16 protein-coding genes and 1 pseudogene are annotated in these 18,260 nt (G+C 63.0%); 4 read left to right on the forward strand and 13 right to left on the reverse strand.

Annotation, left to right across the window (positions count from 1 at the left end; translation table 11 throughout):
• Window positions 1-103: 103 nt before the first annotated feature.
• The 10 genes and pseudogenes from AC07SU_RS29465 to AC07SU_RS29510 form a co-directional block, all read right to left on the reverse strand.
• Window positions 104-1,081: a 2-hydroxyacid dehydrogenase gene (locus AC07SU_RS29465; RefSeq protein ID WP_494999088.1), complete on the reverse strand. Its 978-nt coding sequence runs from the start codon at window positions 1,079-1,081 to the stop codon at window positions 104-106.
• On the reverse strand, window positions 1,078-2,370 hold the full coding sequence (locus AC07SU_RS29470) for an MFS transporter (protein WP_494999089.1): 1,293 nt from the start codon (window positions 2,368-2,370) through the stop codon (window positions 1,078-1,080). The genes AC07SU_RS29465 and AC07SU_RS29470 overlap by 4 nt, the downstream gene beginning before the upstream one ends.
• A gap of 45 nt (window positions 2,371-2,415) precedes the next feature.
• Window positions 2,416-3,357 (reverse strand): sugar kinase, encoded by a 942-nt coding sequence (locus AC07SU_RS29475; protein ID WP_494999090.1) that lies wholly within the window; start codon window positions 3,355-3,357, stop codon window positions 2,416-2,418.
• The gene (locus AC07SU_RS29480) at window positions 3,350-4,132 is read right to left on the reverse strand and encodes a sugar phosphate isomerase/epimerase family protein (protein WP_494999091.1); all 783 of its coding nucleotides are present in this window, start codon (window positions 4,130-4,132) and stop codon (window positions 3,350-3,352) included. Before AC07SU_RS29480 ends, AC07SU_RS29475 begins: the two co-directional genes overlap by 8 nt.
• A 96-nt stretch (window positions 4,133-4,228) precedes the next feature.
• Window positions 4,229-5,271: pseudogene (locus AC07SU_RS29485) on the reverse strand (LacI family DNA-binding transcriptional regulator).
• A 108-nt stretch (window positions 5,272-5,379) separates the two neighbouring features.
• Window positions 5,380-5,979, reverse strand: a complete 600-nt coding sequence (locus AC07SU_RS29490) for a LysE family translocator (protein WP_494999092.1) — start codon at window positions 5,977-5,979, stop codon at window positions 5,380-5,382.
• A gap of 54 nt (window positions 5,980-6,033) precedes the next feature.
• Window positions 6,034-6,873: an AraC family ligand binding domain-containing protein gene (locus AC07SU_RS29495; protein WP_494999093.1), complete on the reverse strand. Its 840-nt coding sequence runs from the start codon at window positions 6,871-6,873 to the stop codon at window positions 6,034-6,036.
• A gap of 72 nt (window positions 6,874-6,945) precedes the next feature.
• Window positions 6,946-7,587, reverse strand: a complete 642-nt coding sequence (locus tag AC07SU_RS29500) for a DUF1345 domain-containing protein (RefSeq protein ID WP_494999094.1) — start codon at window positions 7,585-7,587, stop codon at window positions 6,946-6,948.
• Between the two features lie 237 nt (window positions 7,588-7,824).
• On the reverse strand, window positions 7,825-10,923 hold the full coding sequence (locus AC07SU_RS29505; protein WP_494999095.1) for a multidrug efflux RND transporter permease subunit: 3,099 nt from the start codon (window positions 10,921-10,923) through the stop codon (window positions 7,825-7,827).
• A 6-nt stretch (window positions 10,924-10,929) separates the two neighbouring features.
• Entirely contained in the window at window positions 10,930-12,084 is a 1,155-nt protein-coding gene (locus AC07SU_RS29510; protein ID WP_494999096.1) for an efflux RND transporter periplasmic adaptor subunit, read from the reverse strand.
• Between the two features lie 336 nt (window positions 12,085-12,420).
• On the opposite strand from AC07SU_RS29510, the gene AC07SU_RS29515 reads away from it, so the two are divergent.
• Window positions 12,421-13,122 (forward strand): response regulator, encoded by a 702-nt coding sequence (locus AC07SU_RS29515; RefSeq protein ID WP_176997738.1) that lies wholly within the window; start codon window positions 12,421-12,423, stop codon window positions 13,120-13,122.
• Between the two features lie 3 nt (window positions 13,123-13,125).
• Window positions 13,126-14,427 carry an ATP-binding protein gene (locus tag AC07SU_RS29520; protein WP_176997737.1) on the forward strand — a complete coding sequence of 434 codons (1,302 nt, stop codon included), beginning with the start codon at window positions 13,126-13,128 and terminating at the stop codon, window positions 14,425-14,427.
• Here the strand turns inward: AC07SU_RS29520 and AC07SU_RS29525 are convergent, their stop codons facing one another.
• The 3 genes from AC07SU_RS29525 to AC07SU_RS29535 all read right to left on the reverse strand — a co-directional run bounded on the left by AC07SU_RS29525 (window position 14,428) and on the right by AC07SU_RS29535 (window position 16,296).
• Window positions 14,428-15,096: an anti-sigma factor gene (locus AC07SU_RS29525; RefSeq protein WP_494999097.1), complete on the reverse strand. Its 669-nt coding sequence runs from the start codon at window positions 15,094-15,096 to the stop codon at window positions 14,428-14,430. It abuts the gene before it with no gap.
• Window positions 15,093-15,620, reverse strand: a complete 528-nt coding sequence (locus tag AC07SU_RS29530) for a sigma-70 family RNA polymerase sigma factor (protein ID WP_494999100.1) — start codon at window positions 15,618-15,620, stop codon at window positions 15,093-15,095. Before AC07SU_RS29530 ends, AC07SU_RS29525 begins: the two co-directional genes overlap by 4 nt.
• Window positions 15,621-15,774: 154 nt before the next feature.
• Window positions 15,775-16,296 (reverse strand): DUF3455 domain-containing protein, encoded by a 522-nt coding sequence (locus AC07SU_RS29535; protein WP_178925999.1) that lies wholly within the window; start codon window positions 16,294-16,296, stop codon window positions 15,775-15,777.
• Window positions 16,297-16,434: 138 nt separating this feature from the next.
• Here AC07SU_RS29535 and AC07SU_RS29540 point away from each other — a divergent pair, with 138 nt between their 5' ends.
• Both AC07SU_RS29540 and AC07SU_RS29545 read left to right on the forward strand, forming a co-directional pair.
• Window positions 16,435-17,214, forward strand: coding sequence for a class I SAM-dependent methyltransferase (locus AC07SU_RS29540; protein WP_494999098.1), 780 nt, complete (start codon window positions 16,435-16,437; stop codon window positions 17,212-17,214).
• Window positions 17,215-17,296: 82 nt separating this feature from the next.
• Window positions 17,297-18,082, forward strand: coding sequence for a sulfite exporter TauE/SafE family protein (locus AC07SU_RS29545; protein ID WP_494999099.1), 786 nt, complete (start codon window positions 17,297-17,299; stop codon window positions 18,080-18,082).
• The last annotated feature ends 178 nt before the right edge of the window (window positions 18,083-18,260 follow it).

An 18,260-nucleotide genomic window follows, 5' to 3' on the forward strand; every position in this document is an offset into this window, starting at 1 on the left:
AAACACCTCAGATTTGGGCGCCATCATAGCGCCCGATTGAAGTGTCCAAAATCATTAGGCCAGTTCAAGCCAGCTCCTACAGGGGTGTGTGGTGTGTCAGGTATTAGCGTTTCCAGGCGGCTGCATTGACCAGATTCTTCGGTCGCTCGCCGGCCAACGCCTGCAACAGATTATCCACCGCACACTTGGCCATCGCCTCCCGCGTCTCATGGGTGGCCGAGCCGATGTGCGGCGTCACCACCACGTTATTCAAACGCAGCAACGGCGAGTCGTGACTCAACGGCTCACGCTCGAACACATCCAGCCCCGCCGCCCGAATCGTGCGCTGTTGCAAGGCCTCCACCAGTGCCGCTTCATCCACCACCTTGCCCCGCGAGATGTTGATGAAGATCGTCTCCGGACCCATCAGGGCAAACTTTTCGGCGCCGATCAGCTTCTCGGTTTCCGCAGTCAACGGCAGCGTCAGGCAGACAAAGTCGGCCTGTTGCAGCAAGTCGTTCAAGCTGCGGTACTGCGCGCCAAAGCGCGCCTCCACCGCGGGTTTGGGCGAATGGCTGTGGTAGATCACCGGCATGCCAAAACCGAAATGCCCGCGCTGGGCCAGGGCTTCGCCGATACGGCCCATGCCGATGATGCCCAGGGTCTTGCCGTGTACATCGGTGCCAAAATGCGCCGGGCCGACGTTCTTGTTCCATTGGCCGGCGCGCACCATGTCGGCCAGTTCCACCACGCGGCGGGCGGTGGCCAGGATCAGCGCAAAACCGGTGTCGGCGGTGGTTTCGGTGAGCACGTCCGGGGTATTGCTGAGCAGGATGCCGCGCGCGGTCAGGTAGTCGATGTCGTAGTTATCGACCCCTACCGAGACGCTCGCCACGGCTTCCAGCTGCGGCGCCAGGTCCAGCAAATTGGCATCCAGGCGCAGGCTGGCACCGAGCAGGCCATGGGCGCCGGGCAGGGCGTCGCGCAGCTTGGCCAGGCCGGTGTCGTCGAGGGCTTCGATCAGGGTGACATCGGCCTGTTCATGCAGGCGGGCCATCAACGGCGCGGAGAGTTTCTTGTACAACACGACAGACTTTTTCATGCGGTCTTTACCTTCAATTCCAGGTTGGGCGCCGGCGTGCGGTCGCTGGCGCCGGGCTTGAGAAAAATCGTCAGTACCACCGACAGCAGCAACGCGCCGCTCATCAGCAGGTACGAGGCACCGGGCGAGCCGGTGCTGCTATTGAGGTAGCCCACCAGGTAGGAGCCGCCAAAGGAGCCAAGGGCGCCCATGCTGTTGATCAGCGCCATGGCACCGCCGGCCACGTTGGCCGGCAGGATCTCCGGGACAATTGCGAAAAACGGCCCGTAGGGCGCATACATGCAGGCCCCGGCGATCACCAGCAGGGTATAGGACCACCAGAAATGCTCGGCCCCCAGCACGTAGGAGGCGTAGAACGCGACGGAGGCAATCAGCAACGGCGGCCACACGAAGCGTTTGCGCTTTTGCAGTTTGTCCGAGCCCCACGACACCGCGAGCATGCCAATCACCGCCGCCAGGTAAGGCAACGCCGACAGCCAGCCGGCCTCGACCATATCCATCTGCAAGCCGGCCTTGAGGATCGACGGCAGCCACAGCACAAAGCCGTACACGCCGATGCTCCAGCAAAAGAACTGCAACGCCAGGATGATCACCTTGGGCGAGCGGAACGCTTCGGCGTAATTCTTCACCGCCTTGATGCCGACCTGCTCGGCGGCCAGGGCACTGTCCAGGTCGCGCTTTTCAGTGTCGCTGAGCCACTTGGCATCCTTGGGACGCTCGTCTGCCAGCTTCCACCAGATAAATGCCCAGATCACCGCCGGCAGGCCCTCGATGATGAACATCCAGCGCCAGCTGAAATGCTGCACCAGGTAGCCCGACACCACCGACATCCACAGCATGGTCACCGGGTTGCCGAGGATCAGGAAGGTGTTGGCCCGCGAGCGTTCGGCCCGGGTGAACCAGTGGCACAGGTACACCAGCATTGCCGGCATCACCGCGGCTTCGACCACGCCGAGCATGAAGCGTATGGCGATCAGCATGTAGGCGTTGGACACCACGCCGGTCAGCGTGGCCAGGCCGCCCCAGAGGATCAGGCTGACGAAGATGAGTTTTTTCACGCTGCGCTTTTGCGCGTAGATCGCCCCCGGCACCTGGAAGAAAAAGTAGCCAAGGAAGAACAGTGCTCCCAGCAACGACGACATGCCGGGGGTGATCATCAGGTCTTCGGCCATCCCGGAGGCAGCGGCAAAGCCATAGTTGGCACGGTCCAGGTAGGCCAGGCTGTAGGTGATAAAAACGATCGGCATGATGTACCACCAGCGGCGGGTGGCGAGTTTCAGCGTATCCATGGTGTGGCTCCTGAGCTTGTTGTAGTTGTGGCAACAGGGAGTGGTTTATGCAACGGATCGAACGGGCAGCTCTGAACGGGTGGGCAAGCCTTCCATGTCGCCACGGCTCTGCACGGCACGGCTGCCGATCCAGTTGCCGCGCTGGATGGCCTCGGGGAAGCTGAGGTTTTCCAGGAGTGCGCTGATCATGCCGACCGCAAAACCGTCGCCCGCGCCCACCGTGTCCACGACTTTTTCCACTGGCACGGCGGCGACAAAGCCCTGGTCCATGTGTGTGCGGTAGTAGGCGCCATCCGGCCCCAGCTTGATGGCCACGGCTTCGGCGCCCTGGTCGAGGTAGAAGGCGGCGATGTCGGCGGGGTCGTCGAAGCCGGTGAGCAAACGGCCTTCGCCCAGGCCCGGCAGTACCCAGTCGGCCAGGGCGGCCAGGGCGTTGATCTCGCGGATCATCGTTTGCGGGTTGGCCCACAGCGACGGGCGCAGGTTCGGGTCGAACGACACGCTGCGGCCCGCCTTGCGCATTTGCGTCATCAGCTCGCTGGACAGTTCGCGGGTAGCGTCGGACAAGGCCGGCGGAATGCCGGTGGCGTGCAGGTGGCGGGCCTCAAGCAGCGCCGGGCTGATGGCCGCCACCGATAAATGGCTGGCGGCCGACCCTTTGCGAAAGTACTCCACCTGCGGGTCGGCCCCGGCTTCTTCGCGGGACTTGAACTGGAAGCCGGTAGGGTGTTGCGGGTCAACCGCGACGTGCTGGCAATCCAGGCCTTCCTGGCACAGCGTGTCGACCACGAAGCGGCCCAGGGAATCGTCGCCCACCCGGCTCAGCCAGGCGACGTTGAAACCCAGGCGCGACAGGCCGATGGCGACGTTGCTGTCGGCCCCGGCAATGCGCTTGTGAAACTGCGCCACTTGGGCCAGGTCGCCGGTCTGCTCGGCGACAAACATCGCCATGGTTTCACCAAACGACAGGATATCGATCTCAGACATGGGCGTTCTCCGCACGGGGCTGGCCAAGCAGGGTGAGGGCGGCGACCTGTTGCGCGGTGACGTCGATCAGGTCATCGCCTTGCAACGGGAATTCCACGGCCCGGGTAATACCTTGAGTCATGTGCTTGAGCAGTTGTTCCCACACATGCAGGTCGGTGGCGTCAGGCGGTAGGGCCACCAGCTTGCCGTCCGGGCGACGGGCCACGGCCTTGCAGTGCAGGTAATCCACATGCCGGCCCAGCAGGCGAGCGGCGGTGAGGGCCGATTGGTCCTGCCACTGCCAGTTGCCGATGTCGAAGGTCATCTTCACCGGCAGGCCCAGGCGTTCGACGTCGCTGAAAAAACGTTGCAAGGGTTCGATGCGCCCGCCGTGCAGGGTCTGGTCGTTTTCCACCAGCAGTTTGACCGGGTGACGGTCGAGCAGGGCGTGCAGGCTTTCGAGGTCGTTGGTGTCGGTGAAGTAACCCAGGGACACTTTGAGCCAGCGCGAGCCGAAGGCTTGGGCGCGATCCAGGGTGGCGACCAATTCCGCATTCGGCTGGGCGCGTCCGGCGACCCAGAGTTCCAGCGGTGAAGAAAAAACGGATTCCAACTGATGTTGCGCCGCTGCCTGGGCCAATTCGGCGGGCTGTTCATGGGTCAACAGCTCTTCACGCCACTCGATGCGTCGGGCGCCTGCGGCCGCGAGCAACTCGACAAAACGCAATTGGCCCTGCTGGCGCACAAGGTCGGCGCCGTAGCTGGAGAGGCTGATGGAAACGGGGTATTTATGCATTGTTATTGACCTCTGAAACCGGTTTCATTTTTTCACACAATTCAAACTGTAGGAGCCGGCTTGCCGGCGATGGCGTCCTTGCTTACACCGCAAGGCTCATGGCCCAATCGCCGGCAAGCCGGCTCCTACAGGGGGGTAGTGGAGCCTCGGACGATGAGTTCGGGCAGGAAATCCAGGGTGCGCGTCGGTTCGGTGTCGCCGCGCAGGCGCTTGAGCAGGCAGTCGAACGCCGTGGCGCCAATGGCCTGGGTCGGTTGGGCGAGGGCGGTGATGCCGCTGCCGACCAGCGGGTACCAGTCCAGGTCATCCAGGGCGATCAGGCCGACCTCGTTGAACAGGTCGCAACCGAGGTTTTTCAAGGCGCGGGTACAGGCCAGCGCGGCAACGCCGTTGCCACAGAACAGCGCCTTGGCGCCGGGTTTGGCGAGAAAGGTGTGCAGGTGGTTTTCCAGCGTTTCATCGAGCTCCAATACGGCGCCGGCCAGGCCCGGGCGCTTGGCAATTTCGGCCTTGAAGCTGGCCTGGCGTTCGAGCCGTGAGCTGGTGCCATCGGTGGTTTCGCTGACCATCAACACGTCGCGATAACCCTGTTGCTGCAAATGCTCGACGGCCATGCGCACGGCGGCCGGGTTGTCCAGCCCCACCAGGTCGCTGTGCAAGGGCTCGACCTTGCGGTCCACCAGCACCAGGGGCATTTCCCGTTGCAGTTCGAGCAATTGATCGAGGTGATGGCCGAGGGTGTTCACGATCAAGCCTTCGATGTTGTACGAACGCAGTGCTGCAAGGTGCTGGCGCTCCTGCTCGTCATCGCGGTCGGTGTTGCACACCACCAGGCTGTAGCCGTGCTGGCGGCAGGCGGTTTCGACGCCGTGCATCACGGCAATGGAATAGGGGTTGCGGATATCGGCCACCAGCATGCCGATCAGGCGCGTACGCCCGCGTTTGAGGCCACGGGCCATCTGGTTGGGGCGGTAGCCAAGCTGTTCGATGGCTTGTTCGATGCGCAGGGCGATGGCATCGGAGAGCAGGGCGCGGTCGTCACCGATGAAGCGCGACACGCTGGCCTTGGAGACGCCAGCGCGTTCGGCAACATCATGCATGGTGACGCGGCTGCGCTGGGCGGCAGAAAAAGTGTTCACGGCCATCGACCTTCTGTTTTTATTGGAATGACTGAAACCGGTTTCAGGAAACCATCAAATGAGGAAAGTCGTCAAGTTGTTGTAGGACAAAGCCTGACAGCCGGTGCTTCACACCACCACGCTCAGCCACGTGGCCGCCAGCAGTAAAACCGCCATGCCCCGGTTGAAGCGCTGCATCGCCCTGGGCGACCGAAACACCCGCGCAGAACCCACGCCCAGCAGCGCCCACGTGCCCAGGCACGGCATGGAGACGAGGAAAAACACCAGGGACAGCAGCACCACCTGGCCTTGGCGTTCAGCCCCGTGGCCGGCAAACACGCTGACCACTGCGACAGCCATCATCCAGGTTTTCGGGTTGATCACCTGCAGGGAGGCGGCGCCGATCAGGCCAAGGGGCTTTTCAGTGGCCTCCACTTCGACGGCCTGGGGCGGCGCACGGTAGATCTGCCAGGCCAGGTAACTCAGCCACGCCACGCCGAACCCTTGCAGCGCAGTCTGTACCCGGGGCAGTTGCACCAGGGACTGGCCGACCCCGGTTCCTACCAGCAACACCAGACCTGCCGCGCCCGCGCAGGCGCCGAAAATGATCGGCAATGCAGCCTTCAAGCCATACCGCGCGCTGTTGCTCAGCACCAGGATGTTGGTGGGGCCAGGGGTGATCGAGGCGACAAAGGCAAACAGCATGAAGGGCAACAACGTGGACAGCATGGTCTGTGACTCCGGTAAACCAATCGATGGAGTCGATCTTCACAAGCCCGCGCCTTATCTGTCTGGAAGATTTGAGCAACGTTTGCGGTAAGCGGCGGGCGTGAGGCCATAGGCGCGCACGAACCAGCGGCCCAGGTGGCTCTGGTCGGCAAACCCCAGGGCAATCGCCACGTCGGCGGGCTGCTCACCCTTGGCCAACAAATGCCGGGCGCGGGCCAGGCGCAGTTGCACCAGATAAGCATGGGGCGGCAGGCCAAACGCGCTCTTGAACGCACGGGTCAGGCGGAAACGGTCGACGCCACAGGCCAGCGCCAGTTCGTCCATGCCCACGTCCTGGTGCAGGTGCGCATGCAAGTATTCCCGGGCCTTGTGCGCCACTAACGGCAGGCGCGGGTCGTCGCGATAGCGGGTGCGCCAATGAAGTTGCCCGGTGAGCTGTTCCAGCAGCTGGTCGGTGGCGCGCTGGCGCACGATGCGCAGTTCATTGCTGTGCAGGGTCTGGAAAGCGTGGCTGGTGGCGTGTGCCAGGCGGGGATCATTGATCAACGTGCTGACCACACTCAGTTGGCTGTTGACCGGTGCCTCTTCAAACACCGCGCTGACTTCCCGCGCCAACCAGTGCGGGTCGAGGTAGAGCATGTGGTAGGTAAAGCCGTCTGCGGTGGGCGCGTCGCCGTCATGCAACTCGCCGGGCTCGACCAGAAACACCTGGCCCGGGGTGCTGTTGTGCCGGGTGCGGCGGCAGTTGAATTGCTGCACGCCTTGCTCGGTCACGCCAATGAGGTAGCTGTCATGCCAATGGGGATCGTAGGCGTGGCCTTCAAAATGCGCGCGCAGGGTCTCGATGCCGGTGTCGGCGTCCTGGGACAGGTCGATCCAATTGTGCGCGGCCATGACTCACCGAGACGAATAAGGTCTGCCATTAGCGCCCGGTGGTGGGCGGGCGTCTAGAAGGTTTGTGCAGCCTCAACCGAACAGCCCGGCTGCGATGTTGATCGAAAACCCCAGAATCGCGGTGTTGAACAGAAAGCCGATCAACGATTGCCCCAGCACCACTTTGCGCAGGCTGCGCGTGGCCACGCCTACATCCGACGTTTGCACCGCCACGCCGATGGTGAATGAGAAATACAGGAAGTCCCAGTAATTGGGGGTTGTCAGGCCCTCGGCAAAGCGCAGCGCCGGTTCCTTGCCGTCCCAAGTGTAATAAAGCCGCGCGTAATGCACGCTGAAAATCACCCCGATCAACAGCCATGAGCCAATCACCGTCAAGCCGGTAAAGCCGTAGTGCAGCAGGCGTGCGGTGGTGGGCAGGTCCTTGCTGCCGACCAGTTCAAAGGTGATGGTTGCCAGGCTGGCAATGGCCGCGATGCACACCACGAACAGCACCAGGCCGGCGTTTTCATCTTCGATTTCGGCGATACGCTTCACGTCCGGCGCCTTGGCGCGGATAGTCAGCCACAGCATCAGCACCAGATAGGTCCACACGCCGGAGTTCCAGCCGATGAGGATTTTGCTGATCACCGTGTCGGCCGGTGCCAGCAGACCCACGGCAATACCCAGCACGGCAGCGGTGGAAAGGCGAGGGTGGGTGCGGGCGAGGAAGGGCATGGCGGCTCACAGCTGGCGAGGTGTGAACAGACTGTACCCGATCCCGAACGCAACCCATAACCCTTGTAGGAGCCGGCTTGCCGGCGATGGGGCCCTTGAGGACGCCATCGCCGGCAAGCCGGCTCCTACAGGGAATTTCGCCAGCCCAAGATACCCCTGGCAAAACACAAACCTGTAGGAGCTGGCTTGCCAGCGATGGGGCCTTTGAAGACACCATCACCGGCAGGGTGGTGCTGATCAGTCGGCTTTGTGGCGCTTGCGCACCAGTTTCATCACCACCACAAAGAACACCGGCACAAACACCACCGCCAGCGTCGCTGTGATCATCCCGCCGATCACCCCGGTACCAATTGCCTGTTGGCTGGCCGAGCTGGCCCCGGTGGCAATCGCCAATGGCACCACGCCGAGGATGAACGCCAGGGACGTCATGATGATCGGTCGCAGGCGCAACCGCGCGGCCTTCAAGGTGGCGTCGATCAGGTCTTCGCCTTGCTCGTACAGGTCCTTGGCAAACTCGATGATCAGGATCGCGTTCTTCGCCGACAGGCCGATGATGGTGATCAGGCCCACCTTGAAAAACACATCGTTGGGCATGCCGCGCAAGGTCACCGCCAGCACCGCACCGAGCACGCCCAGTGGCACCACCAGTAGTACAGAGGTCGGGATCGACCAGCTTTCATACAGCGCCGCCAAACACAGGAACACGATCAGCAGCGACAGGCCCAGCAGCAACGGCGCCTGGGAACCGGACAAACGCTCCTGCAGCGACAACCCGGTCCATTCCTGGCCCAGGCCGGCCGGCAGCTGGCTGACCAGGCGCTGAATCTCTTCCATCGCCTGGCCGGTGCTGTGCCCCGGGGCCGCTTCGCCGGAAATCGCGATGGCCGGGTAGCCGTTGTAGCGCGTCAACTGCGCCGGGCCCTGGGTCCACTTGGCTTCGACAAACGCCGACAGCGGCACCATCTTCCCGGCGTTGTTGCGCACGTGGATCTTCATCAAGTCCGCCACCTGGCTGCGCTGGTCGCCTTCGGCCTGCACCACCACCCGCTGCATGCGGCCCTGGTTGGGGAAGTCGTTGATGTAGGCCGAGCCGATCGCCGAGGACAGCACGTTGCCCACATCCGCGAACGAGACGCCCAGCGCATTCGCCTGTTTGCGGTCCACTTCCAGTTGCACCTGCGGCGCCTCAGCCAGGGCGCTTTCGCGCACGTTGGCCAGGATCGGGCTCTTCTCGGCCGCCGCGAGCAGCTGCGTGCGGGCGGCCATCAATGCGGCGTGGCCCACACCGCCACGGTCTTGCAGGCGGAATTCAAAGCCGCTGGACGTGCCCAGGCCATCCACCGGAGGCGGCAGGATCGCGTAGGCAATCGCATCTTTAAGCTCGCTGAACGCGGCGTTGGCACGGTCGGCAATCGCCGAGGCCGAGTCGTCGCCGCTGCGCTGGGACCAATCCTTGAGGGTGGTAAACGCCAGCGCGGCGTTCTGCCCGGAACCGGAGAAGCTGAAACCCATGATCATGGTGGTGTCGCCCACCCCAGGCTCCCCGGCGTTGTGCGCCTCAATCTGTTCGGCCACCTGCACCGTGCGGTTCTTACTGGCGCCGGGGGGCAATTGAATGTCGGTGATGGTGTAGCCCTGGTCTTCCACCGGCAGGAACGAGGAGGGCAGGCGCGTGAACATCAGCCCGAGGCCCACCAGCAGCACCAGGTAAATCAGCAGGTAGCGGCCGCTGCGCTTGAGGGCGTAGGCCACCCAGCCTTCGTAGCGGTTGGTGAGCTGTTCAAAGCGCTGGTTGAACCAGCCGAAGAAGCCGCCCTTGGCATGGTGCTCGCCCTGGGGGATCGGCTTGAGCAGCGTGGCACACAGCGCGGGGGTCAAGGTCAGGGCGAGAAAGGCCGAAAACAGAATCGAGGTGGCCATCGACAGCGAGAACTGTTGGTAGATCACCCCCACCGAACCCGGCATGAACGCCATCGGCAGGAACACCGCCACCAGCACCAGGGTGATACCGACGATGGCGCCGGTGATCTGGCCCATGGCTTTGCGCGTGGCGTCCTTGGGCGACAGGCCCTCGGTGGCCATGATGCGCTCCACGTTTTCCACCACCACAATGGCGTCGTCCACCAGGATGCCGATGGCCAAGACCATGCCGAACATGGTCAGCACGTTGATCGAAAAGCCCAGCAGCAACATGGTGGCGAACGTGCCCATCAACGCCACCGGCACCACCAGGGTCGGGATCAGCGTATAGCGCACGTTCTGCAGGAACAGGAACATCACCGCAAACACCAGTGCCATGGCTTCCAGCAAGGTGTAGACCACCTTGGTGATCGAGACCTTGACGAACGGCGAAGTGTCGTACGGGATCTTGTATTCCACATTGGCCGGGAAGTAGCGCGACAGTTCGTCCATCTTCGCCCGCACCAGGTTGGCGGTGTTCAGCGCGTTGGCGCCCGGGGCCAGTTGCACGCTGACGGCGGTGGACGGCTTGCCGTTCAGGCGCGTGGAGAACTGGTATTCCTGGCTGCCGACTTCCACGCGCGCCACGTCGCCGACGCGCACGGTGGAGCCATCGGGGTTGGCCTTGAGCACGATGTCGGCAAACTCGGCCGGCGTGGACAGCTGGCCCTTGACCAGGATCGCTGCGGTGATTTCCTGGGTCTTGGTGCCCGGCAGGTCGCCGATGCTGCCGGCCGAGACCTGGGCGTTCTGCGCGCTGATCGCGGCATTCACATCGGCCGGCGTCAGGTTGAAACCCACCAGCTTCTGCGGGTCGATCCAGATACGCATGGCGCGCTCGGCGCCATACAGCTGCGCCTTGCCCACGCCATCGAGGCGCTTGAGCTCGTTCATCACGTTGCGCGCCAGGTAATCGCTGAGCGCAACATCATCGAGCTTGCCGTCGTTGGAGGTCAGGGTCACCAGCAACAGGAAACCGGCGGAGACTTTTTCCACCTGCAAACCTTGCTGGGTTACCGCCTGGGGCAGGCGTGGCTCAACGGCCTTAAGGCGGTTTTGCACGTCCACCTGGGCCATTTCCGGGTCGGTGCCCGGCTGGAAGGTGGCGGTGATAGTCGCCGAACCGAGGCTGCTCTGGGATTCGAAATACAGCAGGTGATCGGCGCCATTGAGCTCTTGCTCGATCAGGCTGACCACGCTTTCGTCCAGGGTCTGGGCCGACGCGCCCGGGTACACCGCGTAGATTTCGACTTTGGGCGGCGCAACGTTGGGGTACTGGGCCACCGGCAACTGCGGGATGGCCAGCGCGCCGGCCAGCAGGATAAACAGGGCCACCACCCAGGCGAAGATCGGGCGGTCAATAAAGAACTGCGGCATGGCGGGTTATTCCTTTACCAGATGGCCCGAGGCAGGGCTGTCATCCACTTCGACTTTTTCACCGGGGCGCGCATGTTGCAGGCCTTCGACGACAATGCGGTCACCGGGCTTGAGGCCGCTGCTGACGATCCAGCGGTCCTCGATCACCGCGCCCAGTTCCACCGGCTGCTGGCTCACGGTCTGCTCGGCGTCCAGCAGCAACACCATGGGGATGCCCGCGCTGTCACGGGTGATGGCGCGTTGCGGCACGCTGATGCCTTGCTTGTCGACGGCTTGTTCCAAACGCACCCGCACAAAACTGCCGGGCAGCAGGTCGAGGTCCGGGTTGGGGAATTCGCTGCGCAGGATGATCTGCCCGGTGCCCGGGTCGACGCTGATCTCGGCGAACAGCAGCTTGCCCGGCAACGGGTACAGGCTGCCGTCGTCCTGGATCAGCGTGGCCTTGGCCTGGTCCTGGCCAACCTGCTTCAGGCTGCCGGCACGGAAGGCGCGGCGCAGGTCGTTGAGTTCGCGGGTGGACTGAGTGAGGTCGGCGTGGATCGGGTCCAGTTGCTGAATGATCGCCAGTGGCGTGGCCTCGTTCTGGCCCACCAACGCGCCCTCGGTCACCAGTGCGCGACCGATGCGCCCGGAAATCGGCGCGGTCACGGTGGCATAGCCCAGGTTCAGCTTGGCGCGCTCCACGGCGGCCTTGTTGGCGGCGACTTCGGCGTTGGTCTGGCGCAGGTTGGCGCGGGCGTTGTCGTAGTCCTGGCCGCTGATGGCGTTGCCTTCTACCAACTGGCTGTAGCGTTGCTCTTGCAGGCGCGCCTGGAAGGCGTTGGCTTCGGCCTTGCTCAAATTGGCCTGGGCGCTGTCGAGGTCGGCCTTGAACGGGGCCGGGTCGATGCGAAACAACACGTCGCCCTGTTTCACGTCGTGGCCTTCCTTGAACACCCGCTGCATCACCACGCCCGCCACCCGTGCGCGCACCTCGGCGATACGCGGCGCGGCAATGCGCCCGCTCAATTCGCTGGTGATGGAGAGGGGCTTGGCCTGCAGGGTTTCGATACGGACCTTGGCCAGGGGCATTTCCGGCGCTTGCTCGGCGGACTTGTCACAGGCACTCAAGGCCAGCGTCAGGGCCAGCAGGCAAAACGGCGCAAACAGATTCTTCGACATGCTCATATCCCAATATTGACTGGCGCATCCTAAAGACACCTGCGCCGTGGTGCTGTGAAGCTGTGTAGGTCGTGTGTGAAGAAATGTAAGGTGCGGCCCATAGTCCGCAAAGGGCGTATATCCTTGCACAATCCTGCAAACAACAAAGATCAAAATGTGGGAGCAGGGCTTCTGTGTAGGAGCTGGCTTGCCTGCGATAGCATCACCTCATTTTAGCTGGGAGACCGAGGTGACTGCATCGCAGGCAAGCCAGCTCCCACACAAGCCAGCTCCCACACACGCCCGCTGCCACATGGGTCTTTGCTCAGCCTACGAACCGTATTATCTGGAAACACCATGCCCAACATCCTCCTGGTGGAAGACGACGCCGCACTCTCCGAGCTGATTGCCAGCTACCTGGAACGCAATGGCTACCACGTCAGCGTACTCAGCCGTGGCGACCACGTGCGTGAACGTGCGCGCCTCAACCCGCCGGACCTGGTGATCCTCGACCTGATGCTGCCGGGCCTCGACGGCCTGCAAGTGTGCCGCCTGCTGCGCGCCGATTCGGCGGGCCTGCCGATCCTGATGCTCACCGCTCGCGACGACAGCCACGACCAGGTGTTGGGCCTGGAAATGGGCGCTGACGACTACGTCACCAAACCATGCGAACCCCGGGTGCTGCTGGCCCGTGTGCGTACGCTGTTGCGCCGCAGCAGCCTGTCCGAGCCCCTGGCGGCCAACGACCAGATCATCATGGGCAACCTGTGCATCGACCTGTCGGAGCGCACCGTGACCTGGCGCGAACAGGCGGTGGAGCTGTCCAGCGGCGAATACAACCTGTTGGTGGTGCTGGCCCGGCACGCCGGCGAAGTGCTCAGCCGCGACCAGATCCTGCAACGCCTGCGCGGTATCGAGTTCAACGGCACCGACCGCTCGGTGGACGTGGCCATTTCCAAGTTGCGCCGCAAGTTCGACGACCATGCCGGCGAAGCGCGCAAGATCAAGACCGTGTGGGGCAAGGGCTACCTGTTCAGTCGCTCCGAGTGGGAATGTTGATCCATGTTTCGTGTGCTGCTGCGCCTCTACCTGATCACCATCGTCACCTACAGCGCGGCGATCTACCTGATCCCCAAGGGGGTGATCCAGGTGTTCGAACACCGCTACATGAACTACAACATCGAGCAGTCCCGCGGCCAGCAGAAGCTGATCGTCAAGCAGTACCTGCGGGCGCCGGTGGAGCGCTGGTCCCAGGTCACCGAGCAACTGGGGCGTGATTTTGCCCCGCTGAAAGTGCAACTGCTGCTGCGCCAGGACGCCAGCTACACCCCCGCCGAAGAGTTGTTGCTGGAACAAGGCAAACCAGTGATCCGCCTCGGGGAGTGGGGCTGGATGGAAGAGGTCAGCTCGCCGATCAATGCGCAGTTCGTGGTCAAGCTGACGATCCCGCCCGACCCGATGGACATGAACCTGCTGTACTGGGTGATCAACGTACTGATCGTCGCCGCCTTGCTCGCCTGCCTGCTGGTGTGGCTGCGCCCGCACTGGCGTGACCTGGAGCGCCTCAAGAGCACGGCCGCGCAACTGGGCAAAGGCAACCTCAGCGAGCGTACGCAGATTCCGCCCAGCTCCAACATCGGCAGCCTGGCGTCGGTGTTCGACACCATGGCCGATGACATCGAACACCTGCTCAACCAGCAGCGCGACCTGCTCAATGCGGTCTCCCACGAGTTGCGCACGCCGCTGACCCGCCTGGATTTCGGCCTGGCCCTGGCACTGTCAGAAGACTTGCCGCCCGCCGGTCGCGAGCGCCTGCAAAGCCTGGTGGCGCACATTCGTGAACTGGATGAGCTGGTGCTGGAGTTGCTGTCCTACAGCCGCCTGCAAAACCCGGCGCAATTACCGGAGCGGGTCGAAGTGGTGCTCGATGAGTTCATCGACAGCGTGTTGGGCAGTGTCGACGATGAGCTGGAAAACCCCGAGATCGTCATCGACGTGGCGCTGGACTGCGCGGTGGAGCGCTTCAGCCTCGACCCGCGCCTCACCGCCCGAGCCCTGCAGAACCTGCTGCGCAATGCCACGCGTTACTGCGACAAGCGTATCCAGGTGGGCGTCAAGGTGTGCGCCAACGGCTGTGAGATCTGGGTGGATGACGATGGCATCGGCATACCGGTGGACCAGCGTGAGCGCATCTTCGAGCCGTTCTACCGCCTGGACCGCAGCCGCGACCGCGCCACCGGTGGCTTCGGCCTGGGCCTGGCGATCAGCCGGCGCGCGCTTGAAGCTCAGGGCGGCACCTTGACTGCCCTGGCATCGCCCCTGGGCGGGGCGCGGTTTCGCGTGTGGTTGCCCACCGTCAGCTGATCACAGCACCTTCACCGCACGGCCGATGGCCTGGATCGGCCCCGTCGGTTTGCCGGTGGGCGAGCCGTGCGGGTCTTCCAGGGTCAGTTCGAACAGCTGGTTTGGGCTGAGCGGCGGCAGCGTGTCCAGAGGCACCGACAGCGTCTCCCCAGGCTTGACCAACCCCAGGGATACCGGGCCTTGCCAGCCATCGCCCTTGGTCCAGAACTGCAAGGCCTTGTCGGCCGGCACGTGCATCGTGCCCAGCGGGATCAATTGAATGCGTTGATTGTTACTGGCCTGGATTACCCAGCCTGGGGCCTGATTTTGCGGGGCCACCAGCACCACGACAAAGGTGGGCTCAGCGGTGGGCGGGCGGGTCAGCAACAACGCTGCCAAGGCCAGCGTGGCGACCAATCCGGCGCCGGCCAAACCGCGCCACACCGCTAACAGATCCCACCACGGTGTGCGCGCCGTCGCGATATGGCGTTCGATGCGCTGCCACAGGTGCGCCGAAGGCGGTACGGGTTCCGCGAGGGCGGTCAGTGGCAACAAGCGCTGCTCCCAGGCATCGACCGCCGCCCGCAGTGGCGCATCATGGGGCAGGCGCTGTTCCACCTCGGCACGCTGTTCGGCGGGCAGGGTGCCCAGCACGTATTCGCTGGCCAGTTCGTCCAGTGGGTTACTCATGCCATGCACTCCCGCAGCGCGGCGAGGCTGCGTTTGATCCAGGCTTTGACCGTCCCCAGCGGGGTGTCGAGTTTCCGGGCGATTTCGCTGTGGGAAAAACCGTCGACGTAGGCATGCAGAATGCAGCTGCGGCGGGCGGGGTCGAGCTGCTCCAGGCAGCTGTGGATTTGCCCGGTACGAGCAGCGAATTCAAAGGTGTCAGTGGCAGTGGCTTGCTCGTGTTCTTCAGCTAATGGGATTTCGCGGTAATGGTTGCGCACGGCATTGAGCGCCAGGTGCCGGGTCACGCTGAACACCCAGCCACGGGCCGAGCCGCGACGGGGGTCAAAACTGCCGGCGCCGCGCCAGATCTTGATGAACGCGTCATGCACGATGTCTTCAGCCAGCGACTTGTCCCGCGCGATGCGCAGCGCCACGCCGAGCAAGCGACTGCTGTCGTGCTCATAGAGCCGGCGCAAGGCACGTTGATCGCCCCGGGCGCAGGCCAGCAGGCAGGCTTCGTAATCAAAATCGACTTCTGGCAAAGACACGTATTCCCACCACCGTAATATCGAACACCGCCCCTTGTAGGAGCTGGCTTGCCAGCGATGGCGGCGTTCCAGCCGACCTATTCCTCTACTGGTTCACCGTCATCGCCGGCAAGCCGGCTCCTACAGGGGGCAGCGTAGTCGAGTTTGGTCAGTTGGCGGCCCAGAAGATGTAGTCCGCCTGGTACTTCACCACTTCCTGCTTGCCCTTGTCGGCCACGGTGCAAGCACTGCTCGGCGCCACGCCGCCCTTGAGGGCAACCCGCTGGATATAACTCACGCCACTCATCGCCCCTTTGCCTTCGGCGGGGTTGGCCTTGACCAGCTGATACGGCAGGTTGCCCGCCCCCGACGGCGCCACCGCCAATTGTGTGCCGGTCACCTTCGAGCCGTCCTGGGCCTGCCAGGTGGCCGGTGGGCCGAAATAGGTGCCCACCTGCTTGCCGCTGCGATCATTGAGCACCGCCTTGGGCCCGACAAAGGTCCATTCCACCTGGCCCGCCGCGTTGGCCTTGTCGCGGCATTCGTAAGTGATTTCGCCTACGCCTGTGGTCTCCAGCGCCACCTTGTGGCCATCCGGCACCTTGATGCTGTCGGGAAGGCCGGTCTGGGCGAAAGCGGATGGCGCAGCGGCGAGCAGGGCAGTCAGGCAGAGCAGGGCTTTAGCGTTCATGGGTGACTCTCCATTGGGTAGAACAGCAGGGTTGCTGCAGGGACTACCCAGGGAAGGCACGATTGGATGCACCGATTAGAAAATAAACGATTGAGGGCGCACACTGTGGCCCCCGCTATACCTGAGGAGAGATTGGCAATGACTGGTGTTCACACGTCTGCTCAACAGGGTTTCTCGACCCAGGCCGTCACCTACGCCCAAGGCCGGCCCGACTATCCGCGACAACTCACCGGCTGGCTGACCGACGCGCTGCACATCGATGCGCAGGCCACGGTGATCGACCTGGGCGCCGGCACCGGCAAATTCACCCGCTTGCTCAGCAGCCTGGCGCCGACGCTGATTGCCGTCGAACCGGTGGCGGCCATGGGCGAACAGCTGCGTAAACTCTTGCCGGAGGTGCGCCTGCTCAACGGCACCGCCGAATCGATCCCTCTGGAATCAGCCAGTGCCGATGCAGTGGTCTGCGCCCAGGCCTTTCACTGGTTCTCCACCGAGGCAGCATTGGCAGAAATCCACCGCGTGCTCAAGCCAGACGGGCACCTGGGCCTGGTGTGGAATGTGCGCGATGAGTCGGTGGATTGGGTGGCGGCGATCACCGACATCATCACGCCTTATGAAGGCGACACCCCGCGTTTTCATACTGGCCGTTGGCGTGAAGCTTTCACCGGAGAGTATTTTTCCGCACCGCAGATGACTTGTTTTCCCTACCACCATGTAGGCAGCCCGCAAGAAGTAATCATGGATCGCTTCCTGTCGGTGAGCTTTATCGCGGCCTTGCCGGCTGCCGAAAAAGCCACGGTCACGGCGCAGTTGCAGGCGTTGATCGAGACCCACCCGGCGCTGCAGGGGCGTGACACCGTGGCGTTTCCTTATCAGACCCAAGCCTATGTCTGTCAGCGACTGGCGAAAAAGGCATAAAGTCAGATCACATTGATATAAGTCGTTATAAGAAAAATCGCTATCCTGCGGCCAGAAATTTATAAGGCCGCAGGTAGCTGTAATGGATGTGGGTAATATTGGTTTCGTGGTGGCTGGCCTGATCGTTGGTTTTATCGTCGGCATGACGGGCGTAGGCGGGGGCTCGTTGATGACGCCGATCCTGCTGTGGTTCGGGATCAACCCGGCCACTGCCGTGGGCACCGACCTGTTGTACGCGGCTATCACCAAGTCCGGTGGTGTGCTGGTGCACAGCAAGAACAAGAATATCGACTGGACCATCACCGGCTGGCTGACCCTGGGCAGCGTGCCAGCGGTGCTGCTGACCTTGTGGTTCCTCGCCAGCCTGCACACTGACCCTAGCGCGATGAATGCGGTGATCAAGCAGGCGTTGGGTGTTGTGCTGTTGCTGACGGCCCTGGCGATCCTGTTCAAGAAAAGTTTGTTGGCTTTTGCCCAGCGGCATGCGGGTGACAGCTATCACATGAGCCCGCGTAACCTGAATGCGCTCACCGTGGTGACCGGGGCAATTTTGGGGACCATGGTGGCGTTGACATCCATCGGCGCTGGGGCGCTGGGGACTGTGGCGTTGTTTATCCTTTATCCGTTCCTGGCTACCCGGCGGTTGGTGGGGACTGAGATTGCCCATGCCGTGCCGCTGACCCTGGTTGCGGGGTTGGGGCATGCGAGCATGGGGAATATGGATTGGCATTTGCTGGGGTTTTTGCTGATGGGGTCGTTGCCGGGGATCTACATTGGCAGTCACATGACTGGGAAGGTGCCGGATGGGGTGTTGCGGCCTTGTTTGGCGGTGATGTTGATGACCATTGGGTATAAGTTGGCGTTTTGAGCTTTGGGTATATCCGTTATTTGGGTAACGGCTGCTTATGGTTCCGCTCTTACAGCGGCTCACTTTTGATAGAGCGCAAAAGTAAGCATGGGCCTGTCTCTCTGCAGCGGACGCCAAGAAGCTGGCTATCCAGTCTTCTGCCTCAAGCTCTTTGCATATTCGTTCGGAGAACGATATC

The sequence above is a fragment of the Pseudomonas sp. GW821-FHT05H12 genome (assembly GCF_059419385.1).

What these genes read in the sequence shown, in the direction of transcription:
- AC07SU_RS29480 (WP_494999091.1), bottom strand. Translation starts at nt 4,132, where the DNA reads ATGCATAAATACCCCGTTTCCATCAGCCTCTCCAGCTACGGCGCCGAC.
- AC07SU_RS29475 (WP_494999090.1), bottom strand. Translation starts at nt 3,357, where the DNA reads ATGTCTGAGATCGATATCCTGTCGTTTGGTGAAACCATGGCGATGTTT.
- AC07SU_RS29505 (WP_494999095.1), bottom strand. Translation starts at nt 10,923, where the DNA reads ATGCCGCAGTTCTTTATTGACCGCCCGATCTTCGCCTGGGTGGTGGCC.
- AC07SU_RS29535 (WP_178925999.1), bottom strand. Translation starts at nt 16,296, where the DNA reads ATGAACGCTAAAGCCCTGCTCTGCCTGACTGCCCTGCTCGCCGCTGCG.
- AC07SU_RS29545 (WP_494999099.1), top strand. Translation starts at nt 17,297, where the DNA reads ATGGATGTGGGTAATATTGGTTTCGTGGTGGCTGGCCTGATCGTTGGT.
- AC07SU_RS29515 (WP_176997738.1), top strand. Translation starts at nt 12,421, where the DNA reads ATGCCCAACATCCTCCTGGTGGAAGACGACGCCGCACTCTCCGAGCTG.
- AC07SU_RS29495 (WP_494999093.1), bottom strand. Translation starts at nt 6,873, where the DNA reads ATGGCCGCGCACAATTGGATCGACCTGTCCCAGGACGCCGACACCGGC.
- AC07SU_RS29490 (WP_494999092.1), bottom strand. Translation starts at nt 5,979, where the DNA reads ATGCTGTCCACGTTGTTGCCCTTCATGCTGTTTGCCTTTGTCGCCTCG.
- AC07SU_RS29470 (WP_494999089.1), bottom strand. Translation starts at nt 2,370, where the DNA reads ATGGATACGCTGAAACTCGCCACCCGCCGCTGGTGGTACATCATGCCG.
- AC07SU_RS29500 (WP_494999094.1), bottom strand. Translation starts at nt 7,587, where the DNA reads ATGCCCTTCCTCGCCCGCACCCACCCTCGCCTTTCCACCGCTGCCGTG.
- AC07SU_RS29465 (WP_494999088.1), bottom strand. Translation starts at nt 1,081, where the DNA reads ATGAAAAAGTCTGTCGTGTTGTACAAGAAACTCTCCGCGCCGTTGATG.
- AC07SU_RS29520 (WP_176997737.1), top strand. Translation starts at nt 13,126, where the DNA reads ATGTTTCGTGTGCTGCTGCGCCTCTACCTGATCACCATCGTCACCTAC.
- AC07SU_RS29510 (WP_494999096.1), bottom strand. Translation starts at nt 12,084, where the DNA reads ATGTCGAAGAATCTGTTTGCGCCGTTTTGCCTGCTGGCCCTGACGCTG.
- AC07SU_RS29525 (WP_494999097.1), bottom strand. Translation starts at nt 15,096, where the DNA reads ATGAGTAACCCACTGGACGAACTGGCCAGCGAATACGTGCTGGGCACC.
- AC07SU_RS29540 (WP_494999098.1), top strand. Translation starts at nt 16,435, where the DNA reads ATGACTGGTGTTCACACGTCTGCTCAACAGGGTTTCTCGACCCAGGCC.